Consider the following 19605-nt stretch of genomic DNA (forward strand, 5'->3'; position numbering starts at 1 on the left):
AATTATCCTGTGGATAACTTTGAGGATAACTGTGTGGAAAATGAGCAGAATCACGTGTCGCAGCAAGACTCCAATTTAATGGCCTGGATTGACTATCTGTGTCAGCCTCCATTCAGTACAGCTGTATTTGATCCGACAGCAAAATTATTGATCGAGCAACTGCTTGAAGCGATGCAGGCGGGGGATAGCTGTATCGAGGTTGAGCCTCAGCAGGTTGCCTTATTACATAATCTAGTTCTAGATCGCCATCAACAAAGTACAGGAATTGCACCATTTATTTGTGCAGATCAGCATTTATATCTGTACCGCTACTGGCAACTGGAACAGGCAGTCGCTACACAGTTGGTACGGATCAAGTCACAAACGGTGACTCCGGTGAATTTAAGCGAGCAAAATCGCAATCTTCTCTCAGATCCACAGCAGAAACTGGCACTGGAAATGGTTGCGCGGCAGGCGCTGAATATTATTACCGGCGGGCCTGGAACAGGTAAAACCTATACCTTGGCGCATATTATTGCTGTGCTGTATGAAGCCTTGCCAAATATCCGGATTGCCATGGCAGCACCTACCGGAAAGGCCGCACAGCGCATGAAAGAAGCACTGCAAAAAGCCTTGCACAGTGAAGCGTTACAACAGTTTGAGCTAGAACAATTAAAACAGTTACAACCGGTCACCCTGCATCGCTTATTGGGTCTGGGCACTCGCGGACAGCCACGCTTTCATGCCAAGCAGCCTCTGCCTTATGATGTGATCGTGGTCGACGAAGCCTCGATGCTGGATTTAAACCTGTCACAGATGTTACTGGCCTCCGTACCGTCTCATGCACGGCTGATTTTACTCGGTGATGCAGATCAGCTGGCCTCTGTGGATGTGGGAACGGTATTGGCAGATTTACAGCAAGTAGCGACTCTGGAAGATAACCGGGTCAATTTAATCACCACGCGGCGTTTTGCGCCTGGAGCCAGGATTGGCGCAATGGCGGAGTTTATCCAGCAGAATCATCAGCCTTCTCACGTCTTGCAGAAATTTGAGCAGCAGATTGTGGCAGCCAGTGAGTTACAGGCGATCGATTTGGATCAGGTGAAGATCGACCAGTTGCAGTTACAATACCTGCTCGCTGGTGCCGAACAGACCGCGCATAATTTGAATCAGTATTATGACCAGCTGATGTATGGTTATCAGGCTTATGTACAGGCCATAAAAACAGAACGAAACTCAGCTGATTTTGAACACTATGTGCAACAGGTGGTCAAAACTTTTGATGATTACCGTATTTTAACGGCAATCCGTTCTGGTGATCTGGGGCTGCTCAAGATCAATCTACAGATTGAACAACGTTTTTTAGCAGCCCAAGGCCAGTTGAAACAGGGCGACTGGTATGTCGGACGACCCGTCATGATGAGCTATAACGACTATCAATTGGGCCTGTCCAATGGTGATATTGGTATCTGTTTTTTACGTGAGCAATCTGGTCAACGTCAGTTTGAAGTGTATTTTACGAGTCTGGAAAAATGGGTATTAGCCACCCGTTTACCTAAAAGTATTGAAACCGCTTTTGCGCTGACCATTCATAAATCTCAAGGTTCAGAATTTTCCCATACGGCAGTGGTACTGGATCAATATGCAAAAAATTTATTGAGCAAAGAGTTGATTTATACTGCAATTACTCGAGCCAAAAAAGTGGTCAGTTTATTGGTAGATTATGATGCTTTTACACAAGCACTTTGTGTTAAAACTACCCGGAAAAGTGGTTTGAGCCAAAAAATCATTGAACAATCTAGTAATTTAATTGGCAAAAATAATCAAATCTTGTAGGTAAAAGCTTACAAGGATTCAGGAAATTGACGCATAGAGCTTTTGCTCGGTTTTTGAGAAGATTGGTTCTACAAAATAACTCAACACGGAAAGTTGAGCATAATCGCATAATGATAATAATAATGTCGGTAGACAGCGAACTTACAGTGAAGTAAGTGAAAGAGGAAACTTACAGCCGCTAAGCCTTGTAGTTTTGGGAGAGACTACAAGGCTTTTTTATATCCTGATTTTTTTATAGGAAGCTTGCTGGATTTTTACCCTAATTTCTTAGCAAAAATTTTCAGCTCTAGCCAGTAAACTTAAGTAAATAGCGTTAAATAAAACAGGAGCTGTGTAACATTATGCAAATTTTCACTTGGTGATGTACGAAATGGCTTACAGTAAAATGAGGCAAATACCTCTAGTTGTCTGGTGGGAATGTGGCAAAATCTACCACACAAGGAAGATGATTTTTCAACAGGATGTTTGAAAATAATAATAAGCGTAAAACGCCATAATAATACAATAAATAATAATGATAAGAGAAAGAACTACAGCGCCAAAAAGCCCGAGTTTACTCGGGCTTTTTTTTATCCATTTTTATGGAGAGCAGCGCAAGATTCAAGCGAGCTAAAAGGTTTGTGGGCTTTTCAAAGGAGTTTCTAGATTTAATTCATTCTGGATTTATTTCATTAAAATAATGCAAAACCTGAATCTTTGAGGGACAAGAGTCATCAGATCTGAATTGCATCAATGAGCAGCCAAAACCATGCAAAAATCTGGATCTATTTTTGCAATTTGATGCGTTTTCCCTTAAAATATGCAACTTGCTGTAGTGATGCACGGCAGTCAAGGTTTTGAATTCTCATCACTTTGATTTTTATCAAAATATATAAGCATCTCGGAGAAATCGAATGGCTTTAACTAACGCAGATCGCGCAGAGATCATGGCTAAATTCGCTCGCGCTGAAAACGACACTGGTTCACCAGAAGTTCAAGTAGCTCTTTTAACTGCTCAAATCAATGATTTACAAGGTCACTTTAAAGAGCATAAACACGACCATCATAGCCGTCGCGGTCTAATCCGTATGGTTAACCAACGTCGTAAGCTACTTGACTACCTTAACGGTAAAGACCACGGTCGTTATGTAGCATTGATCGGTGCTTTAGGTTTACGTCGTTAATTCGATTTAAACTTTATTTTCGGGTGTATTGCATGCTTTGTGCTGTATTACTGAAAACTAAAGTCGGCTTAGCTTTGCGCTGAGCCAGTGGAAGGGGCGAATGTTTCGCTCCTTCTTTGTGTTTAAAAATAGTATTTAATCTGGTGAGGTCGGCTTCTAAGCTTTGTCATTTACTCGTCCATATGGTCATGAATGCCAAACCTTAGGGGTCTCCACTAGAATAATTGTTCACAAGAACTAGGAAAAAATAAAACATGTCAATGTTTAATATTATTCGTAAAGAATTCCAATTCGGTCAGCACAACGTTATCTTGGAAACAGGTCGTGTTGCCCGTCAGGCAAACACTGTTGTGATCACCATGGGCGGCGTACAAGTACTTGTCGCTGTTGTGGCACAGCCTAAAGCAAAAGCAGGTCAAGACTTCTTCCCATTGACTGTAAACTATCAAGAAAAGCAATATGCTGCTGGTCGTATCCCGGGTGGTTATGGCAAGCGTGAAGGCCGTCAGTCTGAAGCTGAAACTTTGATTTCACGTCTGATTGACCGTCCAATTCGTCCGTTGTTCCCAGAAGGTTACTTCAACGAAATTCAAGTAACAGCCACTGTTATTTCTTCTGATAAGACAATGGATGCTGACATTGCTGCAATGTTGGGTACTTCAGCTGCATTGTCTATTGCTGGTACACCTTTCCGTGGTCCGATTGGTGGCGCGCGCGTTGGTTTAATCAACGGTGAATACATCCTGAACCCAAACCTTGAACAACTTAAAGAGTCTGATCTTGATCTTGTTGTTGCTGGTACTGAAACTGCAGTATTGATGGTTGAATCTGAAGCGAAAGAACTTTCAGAAGACCAAATGCTGGGCGCTGTATTGTTCGGTCATGACGAAATGCAAATTGCGATCCAGGCGATCAAAGAATTTGCTGCAGCTGCAGGCGCGGTTGAATCAACTTGGGTTGCTCCAGTTAAAAACGAAGAACTTCTTGGTAAATTGAAAGAAGCATTCGAAGCGAAAATCTCTGAAGCTTACACGATTGCAGTTAAGCAAGACCGTTATGCGGCACTTGACGCGCTTTATGCAGAAGCAGTTGCACAGTTCGTTCCTGAAAATGACGAAACTGGCATTGCAGAAGAAGTAAATGAGCTGTTCGAAGACCTTAAATACCGTACCGTTCGTGACAACATCCTGTCTGGTAAGCCACGTATCGATGGTCGTGATACCAAAACTGTTCGTGCAATCGACGTACAAGTAGGCGTATTGGATCGTGCTCACGGTTCTGCATTGTTCACACGTGGTGAAACTCAAGCCTTGGTCACAACGACTTTGGGTAATACACGTGATGCGTTGATGGTGGATACCCTTGCAGGTACCAAAACTGACAACTTCATGTTGCACTACAACTTCCCTGCATACTCTGTAGGTGAAACAGGTCGTGAATCTGGTCCTAAGCGTCGTGAGATTGGTCATGGTCGTCTGGCACGTCGTGGTGTTCAAGCTGTACTTCCTGCGGCTGACCGCTTCCCGTATGTGATCCGTATCGTATCTGACATCACTGAATCTAACGGTTCGTCTTCAATGGCGTCTGTATGTGGTGCTTCATTATCATTGATGGATGCTGGTGTTCCACTGAAAGCACCAGTTGCGGGTATCGCGATGGGTCTTGTGAAAGAAGGCGAGCGTTTCGCAGTTCTTTCTGACATCTTGGGTGATGAAGATCACTTGGGCGACATGGACTTTAAAGTAGCGGGTTCTGCAAACGGTATTACTGCGCTACAAATGGACATCAAGATCGAAGGCATCACTGAAGAGATCATGGAATCTGCATTGAACCAGGCTTATGCGGGTCGTATGCACATCTTGAATGAGATGAACCAGGTGATTTCACGTGCGCGTCCTGAAATTTCGATGCACGCACCGACCTTCCAGGTGATCAACATCAACCCGGATAAAATCCGTGATGTGATCGGTAAAGGCGGCGCGACCATTCGTGCAATTACTGAAGAAACTAAAGCGGCGATTGATATCGAAGATAACGGTACAGTTCGCGTATTTGGTGAAACTAAAGCGGCTGCGCAAGCTGCAGTTGCCAAGATTCAGGCACTTACGGCTGAAATCGAGCCAGGTACAATTTATACAGGTAAAGTGATTCGTATTGTTGAATTCGGTGCGTTCGTAAATATCCTGCCAGGTACTGATGGCTTACTTCACATCTCTCAAATCTCAAACGAACGCATTGCGAACGTGGCAGATGTATTGAAAGAAGGTCAGGAAGTAAAAGTACAGGTTGCGGATGTTGATAACCGTGGCCGTATTAAATTAACGATGAAAGACATCGAACAAGTTTAATTCTTAAAAATATTCACATGGGAAAATTCATGTGAATAACAATAAAAAAGCCCTGAGCTTGATCAAAGTGTTTATTTTGGCTGGCTCAGGGCTTTTTTTATGCTTCAGTATTGGTCTGAATGTGGTGTTCAGTTGATCTCAGGTTAAGGGATCTGCTTCAGAGCTTTTTAACAAACGATAAATTTCATCTTTTAATTTCAGTTTTTTACGCTTGATCGCCTCAATATCATTGTTGATATGATTGACTGGATCAAGTTCAAGCTGGCTGATTTCTTTGTCCAACTCGTTATGTTCCTCGAATAACTTGGCAAAATAGGGATTTTCCTCGCGAAGTTGCACAATCAAGTCGCGGTATTCGGGAAACATGTATTTGATTTTCTTATTGCAATCTTTGGTTTTCATAGGGATTCTTATACTCTAATCATAAAATTAAATATAAATATGTTCTGATCTGCACTGAAAAATGCAGATCGACAGAACATGAAAAGGATTTACTTGAAGTGCAAATGTTTGACCTCGCGGCGTAACTCCTGCACTTCATCAATGAGGTCCAGCATCATGGCAACGGCGCTAAATGAGGCATCAAAATCGCGTTGCAGGCGATAGGCGCGTTGTGCACGCGAGATATCTTCACCGAGGAAAGTGCTGGTCGGGGTTGTAGAACGATTGGGTAAAATTCCATGTTCAATTAACTGCATGACCCATTCCGGGCTTTGTCCACAGGCTTCTGCAAAGTGGATCAAGTCAAATGAACGATCGTCCATAATTTCTGAGGGGGTATAACCGTGGGAAAAACTTTCTTGGTACTGAATCGTAGTCATGGGTCTACTCCTTAAACAGCCAAGTGTGCAAAATCCGGAGAAAGGGAAGGTGCTAAAATAGAACGCTTTCCAATCCTTGGACATGCAGACTCAGAGTGATGACTCAAATGATCATGAGTGAAGAGTCGGGATGTGCCAGTAGTTGATGGATCAGTCGGTCTGACCGGATATCTATCAGCAGCATGCGAGGCAAAGAAGGTTAAAGCTGAAGTTGTTTTTATAATTTTATGTGTTATCGACAAAGCGTATTCAATCACTTTCCTGTGTTGAATAGAGGGCGCCATATCAGGGCTGCAAAGCAGACCAGAGGGCAAAATTGAACGAGGCTGAAGATTGATCATCATAAGTGGATAAAAAATAACCGTCTTCGATCCATTATTATGACTTTGCCTGCTCCAAAACAGTTTTTATTTGTACCTTATTGTTTCAAATCATGACAAAGAAAAAAGCCCCTGATATAGGGGCTTTGAAAATCTTTCTGAAATTAATATTTTACCCAAGTAACACTGCGACCAATTACCGATACCCCCACATAACCACGCAAGGTCAGACGTTTACCATTAGCACTTAAGCGTGCTTTACCTTTGTAAACTTTCCCACTGATCGGATCAAGCACTTTGCCATCATGGTATTCACGCGGCTTTTTAGGATCTGCCTTAAAATCCCAGATAAACGGCAGGCCTAGAAAAGGTTTGTTCTTAAGCTGACCTGGACATTTATGACAGATCCCCATTTTTTCTGCGCCAGGCAAGCTGCGTGTTTCGACAATCACTCCTTCATAACTGCCATCTGCTTTCTTGCGAATTTCCACATCCGCACGAGAATAGCCCGATTGATCATCGATGGTTTTCCATTTACCCAATAATGGATCTTCATAGGCAAAGGCCAAGCTAGAGACTGCGGCCAGACTTATCCCCATTAGTAGAGTATTCAATAATTTTCTCATAACATACCTGTTAAATTGATGATGTATTCATTTTAGAATTATTGCTCTAATTTATTTTAAAAGCATAATTAAATCAAGAGTATGAACTGTGCGGTCTTTCTCATAATTTTTTGAAAATGATGAATATTCAGGTTTTGTTAGTGTGAATAATCTTATAATTTAAAAGGGATTCTTAGATTGGATTTACAGGAGAGTTTGATTCAGGGGGTAGACAGGTTTTCTACTGTAGGGGAATACGCTTTGTTGAGCTCAGTCACCTAGATTTTAAAACATAAAAAAAGCATTCCTGGGAATGCTTTTAAACTTAAGGATTCGAACTGCTTAGCTCAGGTGTTTACCAAATAGGCCCAAGGCTTCTTCAGCAGTAAAAGTATATTGGCTATTACAGAACTGACAGTCCATCTCGATCGGATTCTGGAATTCCAGCGTTTCACGGATCGACTCTATTCCGATTTGCTGTAAAGCGACTGCACAACGCTCTTTAGAGCAGGTACAACCAAACTTCAACACTTCCGTATCTGGCAGACGCACTTCTTCTTCGTTATATAAACGGTACAGAATATCAGTGGCTTGCAAACCGACTAACTCTTCAGTTTTTAGAGTCTCTGTGAGCATGGTCAGACGTGGCCATAGATCTTCATCTACCCGGCGTTGTTCTTCTTCACTATTACGTGGTAATAACTGAATCAGTAAACCACCTGCACGCTGATGGTCACTTGCCAGTACAATACGCGTCGGAATCTGTGCAGACAGGTCATAATACTGCATCAGACAGCCCGCCAGATTTTCTTTATCAAGGGGTACAATCCCCTGATAACGCTCACCAAATTCTGGTTCGATATTGATGAACAGCACCGGAGAGGTGAGTGATTTCAAGACCGTACTGCTGTCTTCACCGACCAGAAAGTGCGGATCTTCTTCATAGTCAGCCAGAGCGCGAACTTCACCCAAATGGTTACATTCAGCCATAGCCCATTTAAATGTGCCCGATGCCTGAATTTGCAGGCTGATACGCCCTTTAATCTTCAATGTGCTGGCCAGCAGTGCAGTGGCACTAAGCATTTCACCTAGCAGGATTTTAACTGCAGGCGCATAGTCACGTTGCGCTAAAATGGTTTGTAAAGCTTCTTCAAGATGCACCACTTCACCACGAACAGGGCTATCTTCAATAAAAAAGCGTTGGCGTAAATCAGACATAAAATTCTCCATAACCCTGCTTTAATGGTGTCATTATTGTAAAACACAAGTTAGGACAGTTCATCTCTTAACGTATTAATTCCTGCGCCGTTTGTATCCTGTTGCTGCTGTGTATCCTGTTTTTGTGCTTTATGGCGTTGATCCTGGGCAAACAGATGCTCCAGTTCAGCCAAACTGCTCCGCTGATTTTCATAATTTGGATGTTCATCCGGATTCAGATAATATTGGCTGTTGAGCAGCTTTTCATCCTGTTCGCGGAAGTTTTGAATCTGTTGCTGGCTGTCTTCGGGAGCAGGATTGAGCTGGTTTAGTAAGGCCTGACTGAGTTCCAAGGCGGAAAGATAAGTTTCACGCCAGATGTGTTTCACACCCAAATCCTGCAATAAATGCACATGATGCCGGTCACGGGCGCGGACCCATAAACAGGTTTCAGGATAATTCAGCCGCAGATGCCGCACGATCAGCATCGAGTCTTCAATATCGTCAATCGCCACAATCACCTGTTGCGCTGTGGTAATGCCGGTCTGTATCAAGGCTTCCGGCTCTGTTGCATCTGCCTGATAGAAAGGAATATCGTACTGCGCCAGAAGTTCAGTGGCTTGCACATTGCTGTCCATGACACTAAATGCATGCTGCTGTTGCAGTAAAATCCGGGCAATAATCTGTCCGAAGCGGCCAAAGCCAATCAGCAGGATTGGTGTATGGGCTTGAGGATTGAGATCAGTTTCGAAGGTCGCTGCCAGATGATTGTGACGATCCAGATGCGGTAGGATCTGACTGTGCAATAACCAATAAAATGCTGGCGTCAGCAGCAAGGAAAAACTCACCATCCACAGCAAGGGAGAGAGCAGATCGGCCGGAATAATCTGGTCGGATACTGCAATCACCAGTGCCAGTAAGGCAAATTCGCCGCCTTGCGCCAGACTGGCTGCTAACAAGGTGCTATTGCGCCAGCTATTTTGATGATAACGCGCCAATGCCAGACTGATTGCAAACTTGCCCAAGATTAAAATGAGGGTGCCACCGAGAATCATCCAAGGGAAATTGAGCAGATCAGCTAAGTGCAGTGACATGCCCAGACTGATAAAGGCTAGGCCCATCAACAGACCCTGAAAAGGCCGAATCGCGCTTTCTACCTCAGGCCGGAAATCTGAATCTGCCAGTAAAATGCCGGCAAATAAGGCACCGAGAAATAGATTCAGGCCGAGGGTATTCATTAACACCAACAATGCCAAGGTCACCGCAATCGCTACAATCGCATGCAGTTCGTGACTGCCACTTTTAGCAATCCAGCGATACAACGGCTGCATCAAGTAACGATTACACAGGAACAGACCGCTTAACGTCGCGATGAGGGCAGCAAAGTAGGCCACGCCATGTTCGGTCGAGCGAATCCCGGCAAATAAGGGAATGGCTGCAATCACCAGAATGGCCAACAGAGCATGAATCAGCAGAATCGAATAGGCTTGCTGACCATAGCTGGTGGCGAACTGTTCCTGATGATTGAGATGTTGAATCACCAAAGTCAGGGCGGACAAACTGCCGGCGAGTCCAATTACAATGCTGGCGAGTAGGCTTTGCTGAAGGAAAACCCAGGCCATGAGCGTGAAAATCAGGGTGCTGATTAGTACCTGTAAAGCAGCCATCATCCACAGGGAGGGATTAATCTGCACAATGCGTTGTGGTCTGAGTTGCAGGCCGATCCAGAACATCAGTGCCATCAGGCTGACTTGCATGAAACTACTCATGACTTCGGGTGTCTGAATCAGGTGCAAAAGGCTTGGACTTAAGATGATCCCTGTTAACAGATAGCCCAGCACACTTGGCAATCTGAGCCTTTTACTCAGTGGCACTATCAACAGTGCAATGACCAGAACCAGTGTTATTTGTAACAGTATCGACATTTTCCTGCCCTAAATTTATTCTTGATCCAGACTTGCAGTTTCGTATTCCAGATCGATCCTCAGGCGCAATATCTTTTAGCTCAGTTCCTGAGGGTCGATGTCCAGCGTGAGCTTCATGCTAGAAGGTTTGTCCTGCAGCATGTTTTGCCACCAGCTACGCACATAGTAATGCAAACGTGGACGATCCGCTGACAATAGCACCATATGCGACTGATAGCGTCCGGCCTTACGTTCCATTGGCGCAGGAATTGGTCCCCAGATGTCCAGCGCCAGATCAGGATATTGCCTGAGGAGTGCTGCATGTTTCTGTAAGAATTCGGTATTTTGTGCCTGATCCTTGGATTCACAGCGAATCAGGATGGCATAACGGTAGGGCGGCATTCTGGCCATCTGCCGTTCTTTTAAGGTTTGCTGGGCAAATACGCGATAATTTTCATTGACCAGGGTATTCAGCAGGGCATGATCAGGTCTGAGGGTCTGTAGGTAAACATCACCCTTATGTTCACCACGGCCTGCGCGGCCTGCCACCTGCACAATCAGTTGTGCAGTCCGTTCAGTAGCACGGAAATCCACACTGAGCAGACCGGAATCGATATCCAGAATCGCCACCAGCGTCACATAAGGAAAATGATGGCCTTTGGCCAGCATCTGGGTGCCAAGCAAAATGGCAGGTTCGCTTTTCTGAATCTTGTCATAGATTTTTTGCCAGCTGCCGACCCGACTGGTGGAATCGCGATCGACCCGAATCACCTCAAAATCCGGAAAGAGCTCATTCAGATGCTCTTCGACTTTGCCGGTGCCCATACCCAGTGTAATCAGTTCCTGATGCTGACATTGTGGGCAGTGTTCCGGCATACGGTGAATAGTACCGCAGTGATGGCAATGTAGATGCTGATAAGGCTGGCGGTGTACAGTGAAGTTGGCATCACAGTGCGGACATTTCGCCTGCCAGCCACAGCTGCCACACAGCAGGACGGGGGCATAGCCACGGCGGTTTAAAAAAATCAGCACCTGTTCTTTTTTCTCCAGGCGCTTTTTGATGTCCTGAATCAATTGCAGGCTAATCCCATGCTTTTTTTGCGCAACTTTTAAATCCAGAATATGGATTTTGGGCATCAAGGCCGTGCCGGCACGCTGGTTCAGCTCCAGTGCCTGCATCTTGCCATGTTGCACCAGCGCATAACTGTCAATGCTTGGTGTGGCTGACCCTAAGATTACCGGACATTGCTGTAAATGGCCGCGGTACAGGGCGACATCGCGGGCATGATAGCGGAAGCCTTCCTGCTGTTTAAAGGACAGGTCATGTTCTTCATCCAGAATGATCAGGCTCAGATTCGGCATCGGGGTATAAATGGCAGAACGTGTACCGAGTACGATTGAGGCTTTGCCGGTTTCCGCCGACTGCCAGGCTTGTAGCCGTTTGGAATCATTCAGCCCGGAATGCAGCAACGCAATATGGCAATGAAAACGGGACTGAAAACGGCTGATGGTTTGCGGCGTCAGGCCGATTTCCGGCACCAGCACCAGCACCTGTTTGCCCTGTTTCAGTACCTGCTCCATGATCTGCAAATACACTTCAGTTTTACCGCTACCGGTCAGACCATCCAGTAAAAAAGCCTGATATTGATTACGATATTTTAATACCTGTTCGACTGCATGTTTTTGTTCAGGATTGGCAGTGAGCGGCATTTGTGCTAGCTGCATCGGCTGCAGACTGAAATCTTGTGGCTCCAGTACACAGGCACAAATCTCTTTTTTCTCCAGTGCTTTTAAGGTTGCGGTTTCAATCCCGGCCATATTCAGCACATTTTCAGTAGTCCCGACCGGATGCAGTTTTAAAATCCGGTAGGCTTCCTGCTGCTTGTCTGAACGGCGTACTTTGGCTTCGGCATCAGGGTCCAGTAATTTCCAGGTGCGGGCCAGCAGGTTATAAGGCTTGCCCTGACGCAGCAGGGTCGGCAGGGCACTGTGGACGACTTCACCGATCGGGAACTGGTAATACTGCGCTGACCATGTCAACAAACTTAAAACTTTGCTATCTATAATGGCGCGTTCATCGAGCAGTTCGGTCACAGCTTTAAGCTTAAAGCGTGGATCGAGAGGAGTGTCTGCCGAGAGTTTTTCGATAATCACCCCGACCAGATTCTGCCGACCAAACGACACCAGTACACGTGCGCCAATCTGCGCCTGTTTAAATTGCTCTGCACTCATCGTGTAATCAAAACAATCAAATACATGCACAGGTACAGCAACGCGTACGCGATAAATTGGACTTAAATCGGTGTGGGAATTTTGCATATCTTGGGGTGGAGATCCTGAAGAAATTTCGTCGTGCTTAAAGTTCGATTATGTTAGAGTGAGTAGATAATTTATATCAAAGAATATGAATGATTTCGGTGGTCTGACGCAACAGCGTTGAGCAAAATTTTGGAAAATTAGAGCATTACAATGCCTGCATATCAGTTTATTGCGCTTGATGCTTCAGGAAAGCAGCAAAAAGGCGTGCTGGAGGGGGATTCTGCACGTCAGATCCGGCAACAATTACGGGATAAAGCACTTATTCCTGTCTCTGTTGATCCTGTTGAAAAAAAAGACCAGCAGCATCGTCGAAAATGGTTTGAAAAAAGTATTACCGCCTATGATCTGGCTCTCATGACCCGGCAGCTGTCCGTGCTAGTCGCCGCCGCGATTCCATTGGAAGAAGCCATCCGTGCTGTTGGCAAGCAAAGCGAAAAAGTCCATGTACAAAACCTGCTGATGTCAGTGCGCTCAAAAGTGCTGGAAGGGCATAGTCTGGCGCAGGGCCTGCAGCAATCCGGACGGTTTCCTGAACTGTATATTGCCACAATTGCTGCCGGTGAACGTTCCGGACATCTGGACCTGATTCTGGATCAGTTGGCTGACTATACCGAAAACCGGTTTGCCATGCAGAAAAAAATTCAAGGTGCAATGATCTATCCGATTATTCTGATGCTGATGTCCTTTGCGATTGTGATGGGGCTGATGACCTATGTGGTGCCGGATATCGTCAAGACTTTTGATCAGAGTAAAGACGCCTTGCCCTGGATTACCGTGGCCTTGATGAAAGCCAGCGATTTTATCCGCATTGCCTGGCCATTTTTATTGATCGGTGGTGCTTTAGGGATTTTCTTATTAATCCGATTTTTAAGAACTACCGCCGGGCATTATGCCTTTGACCGTCTGACCTTAAAATTACCTTTATTCGGCAAATTGTCACGCGGAATTAATGCCGCACGTTTTGCCAGTACTTTATCCATTTTGACCCAGTCTGGCGTGCCGCTGGTCGATGCGCTGCGCATTGGTGCTGCAGTCAGTAACAACTGGGTGATCCGGGATTCTGTCAATCTGGCAGCGGAAAAAGTCACTGAAGGTGGCAACCTGGCAACCCAACTGGAACGCAGTGGTTATTTCCCCCCGATGATGGTACAAATGATCAAAAGTGGTGAAGCATCCGGTGAACTGGACCGTATGCTGGAACGTGCTTCACAGATGCAGGATCGCGAAGTGACTACCCTGATTTCAACTTTACTGGCCTTGTTGGAACCTTTAATGCTGGTACTGATGGCCAGTATCGTTCTGGTGATTGTGATTGCGGTCATGCTGCCAATTGTGAATATGAATAATATGATTTAAACAGAAACCGCTTAGAATTTTGCTGTGATCAAGATTCAAGTGGAAATTCTGAATGATGCAAATAAATGAGAGAGATTGAATGAAAAGGAATCAATTAAATAAACAGACGGGCTTTACGTTAATCGAAGTCATGGTGGTGATTGTTATTCTTGGTGTGCTTGCTGCGCTGATCGTTCCGAACGTGATGGGACGCGGTGAAAAGGCCAAAGTAGATACCACCGTGATCAAGTTGCAGAGCATTGCAGGTTCACTGGATCAATACAAGCTGGACAATGGCAAGTATCCAAGTATGCAGGAAGGTGGTCTGGATGCACTGGTGAATCAGCCAGCGACTGCAAAAAACTGGGTGCCGGGCGGCTATGTCAAAGGCGGTTTTCCAAAAGACAGCTGGGATAATGAACTGCAATATGTGATTCCGGGTACCGATGGTCGCAACTTCGATCTGTATTCATTTGGTGCAGATGGTCAATCGGGTGGTGAAGGAACAGATGCCGATATTTATTATCAGCCTTAATTGAGAATCATTATAAATTCTCGATAGATGGCATATATCACTTCACTGAATAGGCTATTTCAATACGAAGTGAAGTGATAATAACTCTTAATTATCAAATATAATGTAAGTTAATGATATTTATTATAATGAAATAATAAAAACGATATGCAAGTTATAATAAGAATTATTCCCATATTTATCTATTACAATTCTCGTAAAATATGAATAAACATACACTTTCTATTTATTTAAAAAAGCTCATAATGATCTGAATGGCACTTGACTCGCCAACGGAGAAGTACATGAAAGCATTAATCTTAGGGGATGAAATCAATCAATTTCATTGGTCGATGCTGAAATCTGTTCTTCTGGTTTTAAGCATGCTGCCGATCAGTCAGGGTATCGTTCATTTATGGCAAAGCACCGAAGGTAGCAGTCAGATTATGGTGGCTTTCTTTGCCATTAGCTTGATGAGTACTTTATTGGCCTTGTGTTTCTGGTCAGCATTAAACGCAAGTGTAGTTCGCATTCAAGCCGAACAAGGTTCAGTATTTGAGCAGACACTGGTTCAGATCTATCGTCATGTACCGATGCTGTCTCTTGCCAGTATGTTGTGTTATCTGGCTATACAGTTTTAAGCTTTAAAGAGATGAAAAAACCGAGGCATTGACCTCGGTTTTTTATTGCCTTGAATGTTCCTCCCTTTCGTAAAGGGAGCTTAGGGGGATTGATAAAATGCTATATGCAGGAATTCTCCTAAGTCCCCCTTTGTAAAAGGGGGACTTGAAGAAATTATCTTCTCGACTTAAAGCTGACATCCACTTTGCGTGGACGGAAGCGCCATCCCATAAGCAAAAGCAGAACCGAGAAGATCATCACTGGCCAATCGCTGAGTTTCATATACAGCGTTTCACCCTGCATGGCTGGAAGTTCGCCACGTAATACTGCTTCCTGATCCATCGGAGCTTTTTTCACAATATGACCATTGTGATCAATAAACACAGTCACACCAGTATTGGTCGCCCGAATAAACCAGCGGCCATTTTCTTTAGCACGCATTTGCACCATTTGCAGATGCTGTAACGGTCCTGCCGTGCCGGTAAACCAGGCATCATTAGACACGGTCACCAGAAAATCACTTTGACCGGCATTACGGCGGGTCAAATTCGGGTAAGCCACTTCATAGCAAATTGCAGAACCCAATGGATGATTTTTCACATTCAATGGTTTTTGATGATCTGCACCCCGGGTAAAGCCACTCATGGAAGGATCATTCTGCAAACCTGGCAATACCCAGCTCAACCAGCCTGATAAGGGAATATATTCGCCAAAAGGAACCAGTCGTTGCTTCTTGTATAGCCCATCAGACTCATCTCCGCTGGCCATAATGCTATTGTAATATTTTGGATAACCCGCAGCCTGTGATTCTGCTAAATCCCAATACGGAATGCCGGTCACCCAGGCCGTACCCGATTTTTCAGCTTGTACTTTCATGGCCTCCAGAAAGGCTTCAATATCAGTCTGGAACATGGGAATTGAAGATTCCGGCCAGACGATCAGATCGCGACCCCATTCGGTTTTACTCAAATTGGCATAAATCAATAAGGTCTTTACCTGATATTCAGTTAGCCATTTCAAGTCTTGCGGAATATTGCCCTGAATCAGGGAAACCGTTAAAGGCTTTTGATTTTTTTGCTCAACAAACGTCAGCTGTGCTGCGCCCCAGGCACCAAGTAACAAGATGGCGGAAGGAATGGCCCAGAACAGGCGTCTATTCAGGATCTCAACCAGCGCACAGGCCAGAATGATCACCACGAAAGATACCCCAAACACCCCGAATAATGGCGCATAAGCATCTAGGTAGCGTTCGGTAAAGGCATAACCAGCAAACAGCCATGGGAATCCGGTAAAGACCCAGGTCTTGGACCATTCAAACAGCACCCAGAGCGGAGCAAAGGTTAAAGGTGTTTCCGGGAAAAAGCGGCGATAGACAAACGTTTGAACGGCACTAAACAGACCCATCACCAGCGCCATAATCAGGATCATCACGACGCTGAGAAATGCACTGGTATCGCCATAGACATGAATTGAGGTATACAGCCAGAATGCGCCGACAAACCACAAGCCAATTCCATAAGCCCAGCCAATGCCAAAGGCCTGTTTTGCGCTACGTCCGCGCAGGCAAGCATAGAGCAGTGCTGGAGACAGAATCGCCAGCCACCAGTAATGATAAGGGGCTAGTGCCAAACTAAAGATAGCACCTGCAAATAAGGCAATTAAAACAGGATAGATTAGCGGCAAAGGTTTTTGCTGTTGAGACGAACTCAACAGCTTATCGAAATACGCTCTCATTGGCGCACGGCTCGAATTAGATGAATAGAGCGTGAATCCGCCTCAAGAATGGTAAATTGCCAGTTTTCCAGTTCAATGGTTTGACCTTCAAGGTCACTCACCAGACCAATTTCCTGTAATAACAAGCCGCCCATGGTTTCCACTTCATCATCAGGGAAAGTCGCATCCAGCATATTATTGAAATACTCAATCGGAGTCAGGGCTTGGACTACCCAGGTATTGGCGGTAGTCGGGTCGTTATCCGGAACAATGTAGTATGCTTCTTCGTCAGCATTGTCATGTTCATCTTCAATTTCACCGACAATTTCTTCCAGAATATCTTCCAGTGTCACCAGACCCGAAGTCGTACCGTATTCATCAATCACCACCGCAATATGCGTCTGGGTATTCTTTAACATGCGCAGCACCTGATCGGAGCGGGCACTTTCCGGAACAAACAAAGGTTGACGCATGAGCGCGCGAATATCGACCTTGGCCGTCGGTTCAGTCAGAAAAGGCAATAAATCCTTGGCCAATAGAATGCCGACTACATTATCGGTCTGATCGGATGAAAATACCGGAAAACGTGAATGCGCAGACTCGACCAGTACATGCAGGATATCCAGCAGTTGGTCATCTTCCTGTAAGCTGATCATGGACGTGCGAGGCGTCATGACTTCACGAATTTTGGTTGCCGGGAGGTCAAGAACGCCCTCAAGCATGGCAACAGTATCGGGTTCTAAAAATCGACGTGAATCTTGTACTAATTTTAGCAGTTCGTCGCGAGTTTCGGGTGCAGTTCCCAGCCATTTGCGTAAGCCGCGCATACCCCACGACGGGCCTGATTCCTCGTGCATGATTTTTCCTGAAGACTCTTAATATCTAAAAAAACGTGGTTTTATCATACCGCAGAAAATACGCTTGTCTATTGTAAATATGATGCACAGTCTTGATCGCGTGAGTCAGCGCTGATTTTAAAACTGGCCACGTATGCAAAGCAGCAATGTAATCGCAGCTTTATGCTAAAATATGACGGTCTTTCCATCCTGAGTCTATCGATGTCCCCAACTGAAATTATTCCAAGTCTGCAATTGAATACCCGAGGTTTGCGTTGTCCTGAGCCGGTAATGATGTTGCATCAGGCGATCCGTAAATCCAAGGCAGGTGATGTAGTTGAGGTGTTTGCCACGGATAATTCAACGTCGTGGGATATTCCAAAATTCTGTATGCATTTGGGGCATGAGTTGCTCTTGCAGGAAGAACGTCTGGATGAAAATGGCAATAAAGAATTTCATTATTTAGTGAAGAAAGGTGGCTAAAAATACCAAGGGCTGATGAGCTCAAACATTTGTCTTATTTAGAAAATAAAATTTCAAAAATCTGCTTAATTAAATAGATGAATGGACAGGAACTGAAATTATTAATATTTATCCATAAATAAACCCACTTAAAAGCGGGTTTATTTTTTATCTGATGATTACCTTACATATTCGGGTAATTTGGACCACCACCACCTTCCGGTGTTACCCATGTGATGTTCTGGGACGGATCCTTGATGTCACAGGTCTTGCAGTGCACACAGTTGGCTGCATTGATCTGGAAGCGTTTTGAACCGTCATTATTTTCCATAATCTCATAGACCCCCGCCGGGCAGTAACGCTGTGCAGGCTCATCCCATGTCGGCAGGTTGACTTCCACCGGAATTGAAGCATCGGTGAGTTTCAAATGTGCTGGCTGGTTCTCTTCATGCACGGTATTCGATACAAACACTGAAGACAGACGGTCAAAGGTTAGCTTGCCATCCGGTTTTGGATAGGTCGGCTTGAAGCTTTCAGCTGCCTGGGTTTTTAGCGCAGCATGGTCTTGAACCAGATCATGCAAGGTAAAAGGCACTTTAAATACGTTCTGGTCGATGAAGTTAAAGGCACCCCCGATCCATTGACCGAACTTGTGCATTGCCGGACCAAAGTTACGCGAGTTATAGAGTTCTTCTTTTAGCCAGCTGTTGTTAAACTTGTCGGTATATGCGGTGAGTTCTTTCACAAAGAAATCTTCACCCTCTACAACACGTGCCACCGCCAGATCACCGCCTTTTTCTACACCGGCCGCAATCGCCTCAAATACCGCTTCACCGCAGAGCATGCCGGATTTCATCGCAGTATGTGAGCCCTTGATCTTGGCAAAGTTCAGGAAGCCGGCATCATCCCCAATTAACGAGCCACCCGGGAAGGTGAATTTTGGCAGCGAGTTAAAACCACCTTTGGTCACAGCACGCGCACCATAAGAAATACGCTTACCACCTTCCAGATACTGCTTGATTAAAGGATGGGTTTTCCAGCGCTGCATTTCCATGAACGGATACATATGCGGGTTAGTGTAAGAAAGATCCACGATCATGCCCAGGGTCACCTGATTGTTCTCGGCGTGGTAGAGCCACCATCCGCCTGAAGAACCAGTTTCAGAAAGCGGCCAGCCGGCACCATGCATGACCAGACCCGGTTTGTGCTTGGCAGGATCGATTTCCCAGAGTTCTTTAATGCCGATACCGTAATGTTGTGGATCCGCATCCTTGTCCAGGTTGAACTTCTGGATTAAACGCTTACCTAAATGACCACGACAGCCTTCAGCAAAAATGGTGTATTTGGCATGCAGTTCATAACCTGGAGTAAAGTTATGCGTTGGTTCGCCATCTTTACCGATACCCATATCACCGGTTTGGATGCCTTTTACGCTACCATCTTCATGGTAAAGAATCTCAGAGGCTGCGAAGCCCGGGAAGATCGACACTTCCAGTTCTTCTGCTTTCTGGCCTAACCAGCGCACCACATTGCCCAGTGAAATGACATAGTTGCCATCGTTATGCATGGTTTTAGGCACCATCCAGTGCGGTGCTTCCTGTGATTTTTCATCTGAAAGCAGGAAGAAGGTTT

16 protein-coding genes are annotated in these 19605 nt (G+C 45.1%); 7 read left to right on the forward strand and 9 right to left on the reverse strand.

Annotation, left to right across the window (positions count from 1 at the left end; all coding sequences use genetic code 11):
• Positions 1–33: 33 nt before the first annotated feature.
• The 3 genes from recD to pnp all read left to right on the forward strand — a co-directional run bounded on the left by recD (position 34) and on the right by pnp (position 5326).
• Complete coding sequence (gene recD, locus NI455_RS13100) at positions 34–1815, forward strand: exodeoxyribonuclease V subunit alpha (RefSeq protein WP_253114565.1); 1782 nt, start codon at positions 34–36, stop codon at positions 1813–1815.
• A gap of 893 nt (positions 1816–2708) precedes the next feature.
• On the forward strand, positions 2709–2978 hold the full coding sequence (gene rpsO, locus NI455_RS13105; RefSeq protein ID WP_004278577.1) for a 30S ribosomal protein S15: 270 nt from the start codon (positions 2709–2711) through the stop codon (positions 2976–2978).
• Positions 2979–3238: 260 nt separating this feature from the next.
• Positions 3239–5326 carry a polyribonucleotide nucleotidyltransferase gene (gene pnp, locus NI455_RS13110; RefSeq protein ID WP_171054287.1) on the forward strand — a complete coding sequence of 696 codons (2088 nt, stop codon included), beginning with the start codon at positions 3239–3241 and terminating at the stop codon, positions 5324–5326.
• Positions 5327–5464: 138 nt separating this feature from the next.
• Here the strand turns inward: pnp and NI455_RS13115 are convergent, their stop codons facing one another.
• The 6 genes from NI455_RS13115 to NI455_RS13140 form a co-directional block, all read right to left on the reverse strand.
• Positions 5465–5728 carry an HP1242/YdcH family protein gene (locus tag NI455_RS13115; protein WP_004729352.1) on the reverse strand — a complete coding sequence of 88 codons (264 nt, stop codon included), beginning with the start codon at positions 5726–5728 and terminating at the stop codon, positions 5465–5467.
• Positions 5729–5817: 89 nt separating this feature from the next.
• Positions 5818–6147, reverse strand: coding sequence for a chaperone modulator CbpM (locus NI455_RS13120; RefSeq protein ID WP_004278573.1), 330 nt, complete (start codon positions 6145–6147; stop codon positions 5818–5820).
• Positions 6148–6631: 484 nt separating this feature from the next.
• Positions 6632–7093 (reverse strand): DUF2147 domain-containing protein, encoded by a 462-nt coding sequence (locus NI455_RS13125; protein ID WP_005102907.1) that lies wholly within the window; start codon positions 7091–7093, stop codon positions 6632–6634.
• Between the two features lie 321 nt (positions 7094–7414).
• Positions 7415–8290: an Hsp33 family molecular chaperone HslO gene (hslO, locus tag NI455_RS13130; protein ID WP_004278571.1), complete on the reverse strand. Its 876-nt coding sequence runs from the start codon at positions 8288–8290 to the stop codon at positions 7415–7417.
• A 50-nt stretch (positions 8291–8340) separates the two neighbouring features.
• Complete coding sequence (locus NI455_RS13135; RefSeq protein WP_253114566.1) at positions 8341–10194, reverse strand: cation:proton antiporter domain-containing protein; 1854 nt, start codon at positions 10192–10194, stop codon at positions 8341–8343.
• Between the two features lie 75 nt (positions 10195–10269).
• On the reverse strand, positions 10270–12492 hold the full coding sequence (locus tag NI455_RS13140; RefSeq protein WP_253114567.1) for a primosomal protein N': 2223 nt from the start codon (positions 12490–12492) through the stop codon (positions 10270–10272).
• A 150-nt stretch (positions 12493–12642) separates the two neighbouring features.
• On the opposite strand from NI455_RS13140, the gene gspF reads away from it, so the two are divergent.
• The 3 genes from gspF to NI455_RS13155 all read left to right on the forward strand — a co-directional run bounded on the left by gspF (position 12643) and on the right by NI455_RS13155 (position 14982).
• Positions 12643–13848: a type II secretion system inner membrane protein GspF gene (gene gspF, locus NI455_RS13145; protein ID WP_253114568.1), complete on the forward strand. Its 1206-nt coding sequence runs from the start codon at positions 12643–12645 to the stop codon at positions 13846–13848.
• A 79-nt stretch (positions 13849–13927) separates the two neighbouring features.
• Positions 13928–14362 carry a type II secretion system major pseudopilin GspG gene (gene gspG / locus NI455_RS13150; protein WP_085064955.1) on the forward strand — a complete coding sequence of 145 codons (435 nt, stop codon included), beginning with the start codon at positions 13928–13930 and terminating at the stop codon, positions 14360–14362.
• Between the two features lie 284 nt (positions 14363–14646).
• Positions 14647–14982, forward strand: a complete 336-nt coding sequence (locus tag NI455_RS13155) for a hypothetical protein (RefSeq protein WP_253114570.1) — start codon at positions 14647–14649, stop codon at positions 14980–14982.
• Positions 14983–15136: 154 nt separating this feature from the next.
• Here the strand turns inward: NI455_RS13155 and lnt are convergent, their stop codons facing one another.
• Both lnt and NI455_RS13165 read right to left on the reverse strand, forming a co-directional pair.
• Positions 15137–16696, reverse strand: coding sequence for an apolipoprotein N-acyltransferase (lnt, locus tag NI455_RS13160; RefSeq protein ID WP_253114573.1), 1560 nt, complete (start codon positions 16694–16696; stop codon positions 15137–15139).
• A complete protein-coding gene (locus tag NI455_RS13165) occupies positions 16693–17532 on the reverse strand; it encodes a CorC family transporter (protein ID WP_004278564.1) in 840 nt (279 codons plus the stop codon). Before NI455_RS13165 ends, lnt begins: the two co-directional genes overlap by 4 nt.
• Positions 17533–17733: 201 nt before the next feature.
• On the opposite strand from NI455_RS13165, the gene tusA reads away from it, so the two are divergent.
• On the forward strand, positions 17734–17994 hold the full coding sequence (gene tusA, locus NI455_RS13170; protein WP_004729361.1) for a sulfurtransferase TusA: 261 nt from the start codon (positions 17734–17736) through the stop codon (positions 17992–17994).
• A gap of 163 nt (positions 17995–18157) precedes the next feature.
• Here tusA and NI455_RS13175 read toward each other — a convergent pair.
• On the reverse strand, positions 18158–19605 hold a 1448-nt coding region (locus NI455_RS13175), incomplete at its 5' end, for an electron transfer flavoprotein-ubiquinone oxidoreductase (protein ID WP_253114576.1).

Source organism: Acinetobacter lwoffii (assembly GCF_024129435.1).
GTDB lineage: Bacteria > Pseudomonadota > Gammaproteobacteria > Pseudomonadales > Moraxellaceae > Acinetobacter > Acinetobacter lwoffii_F.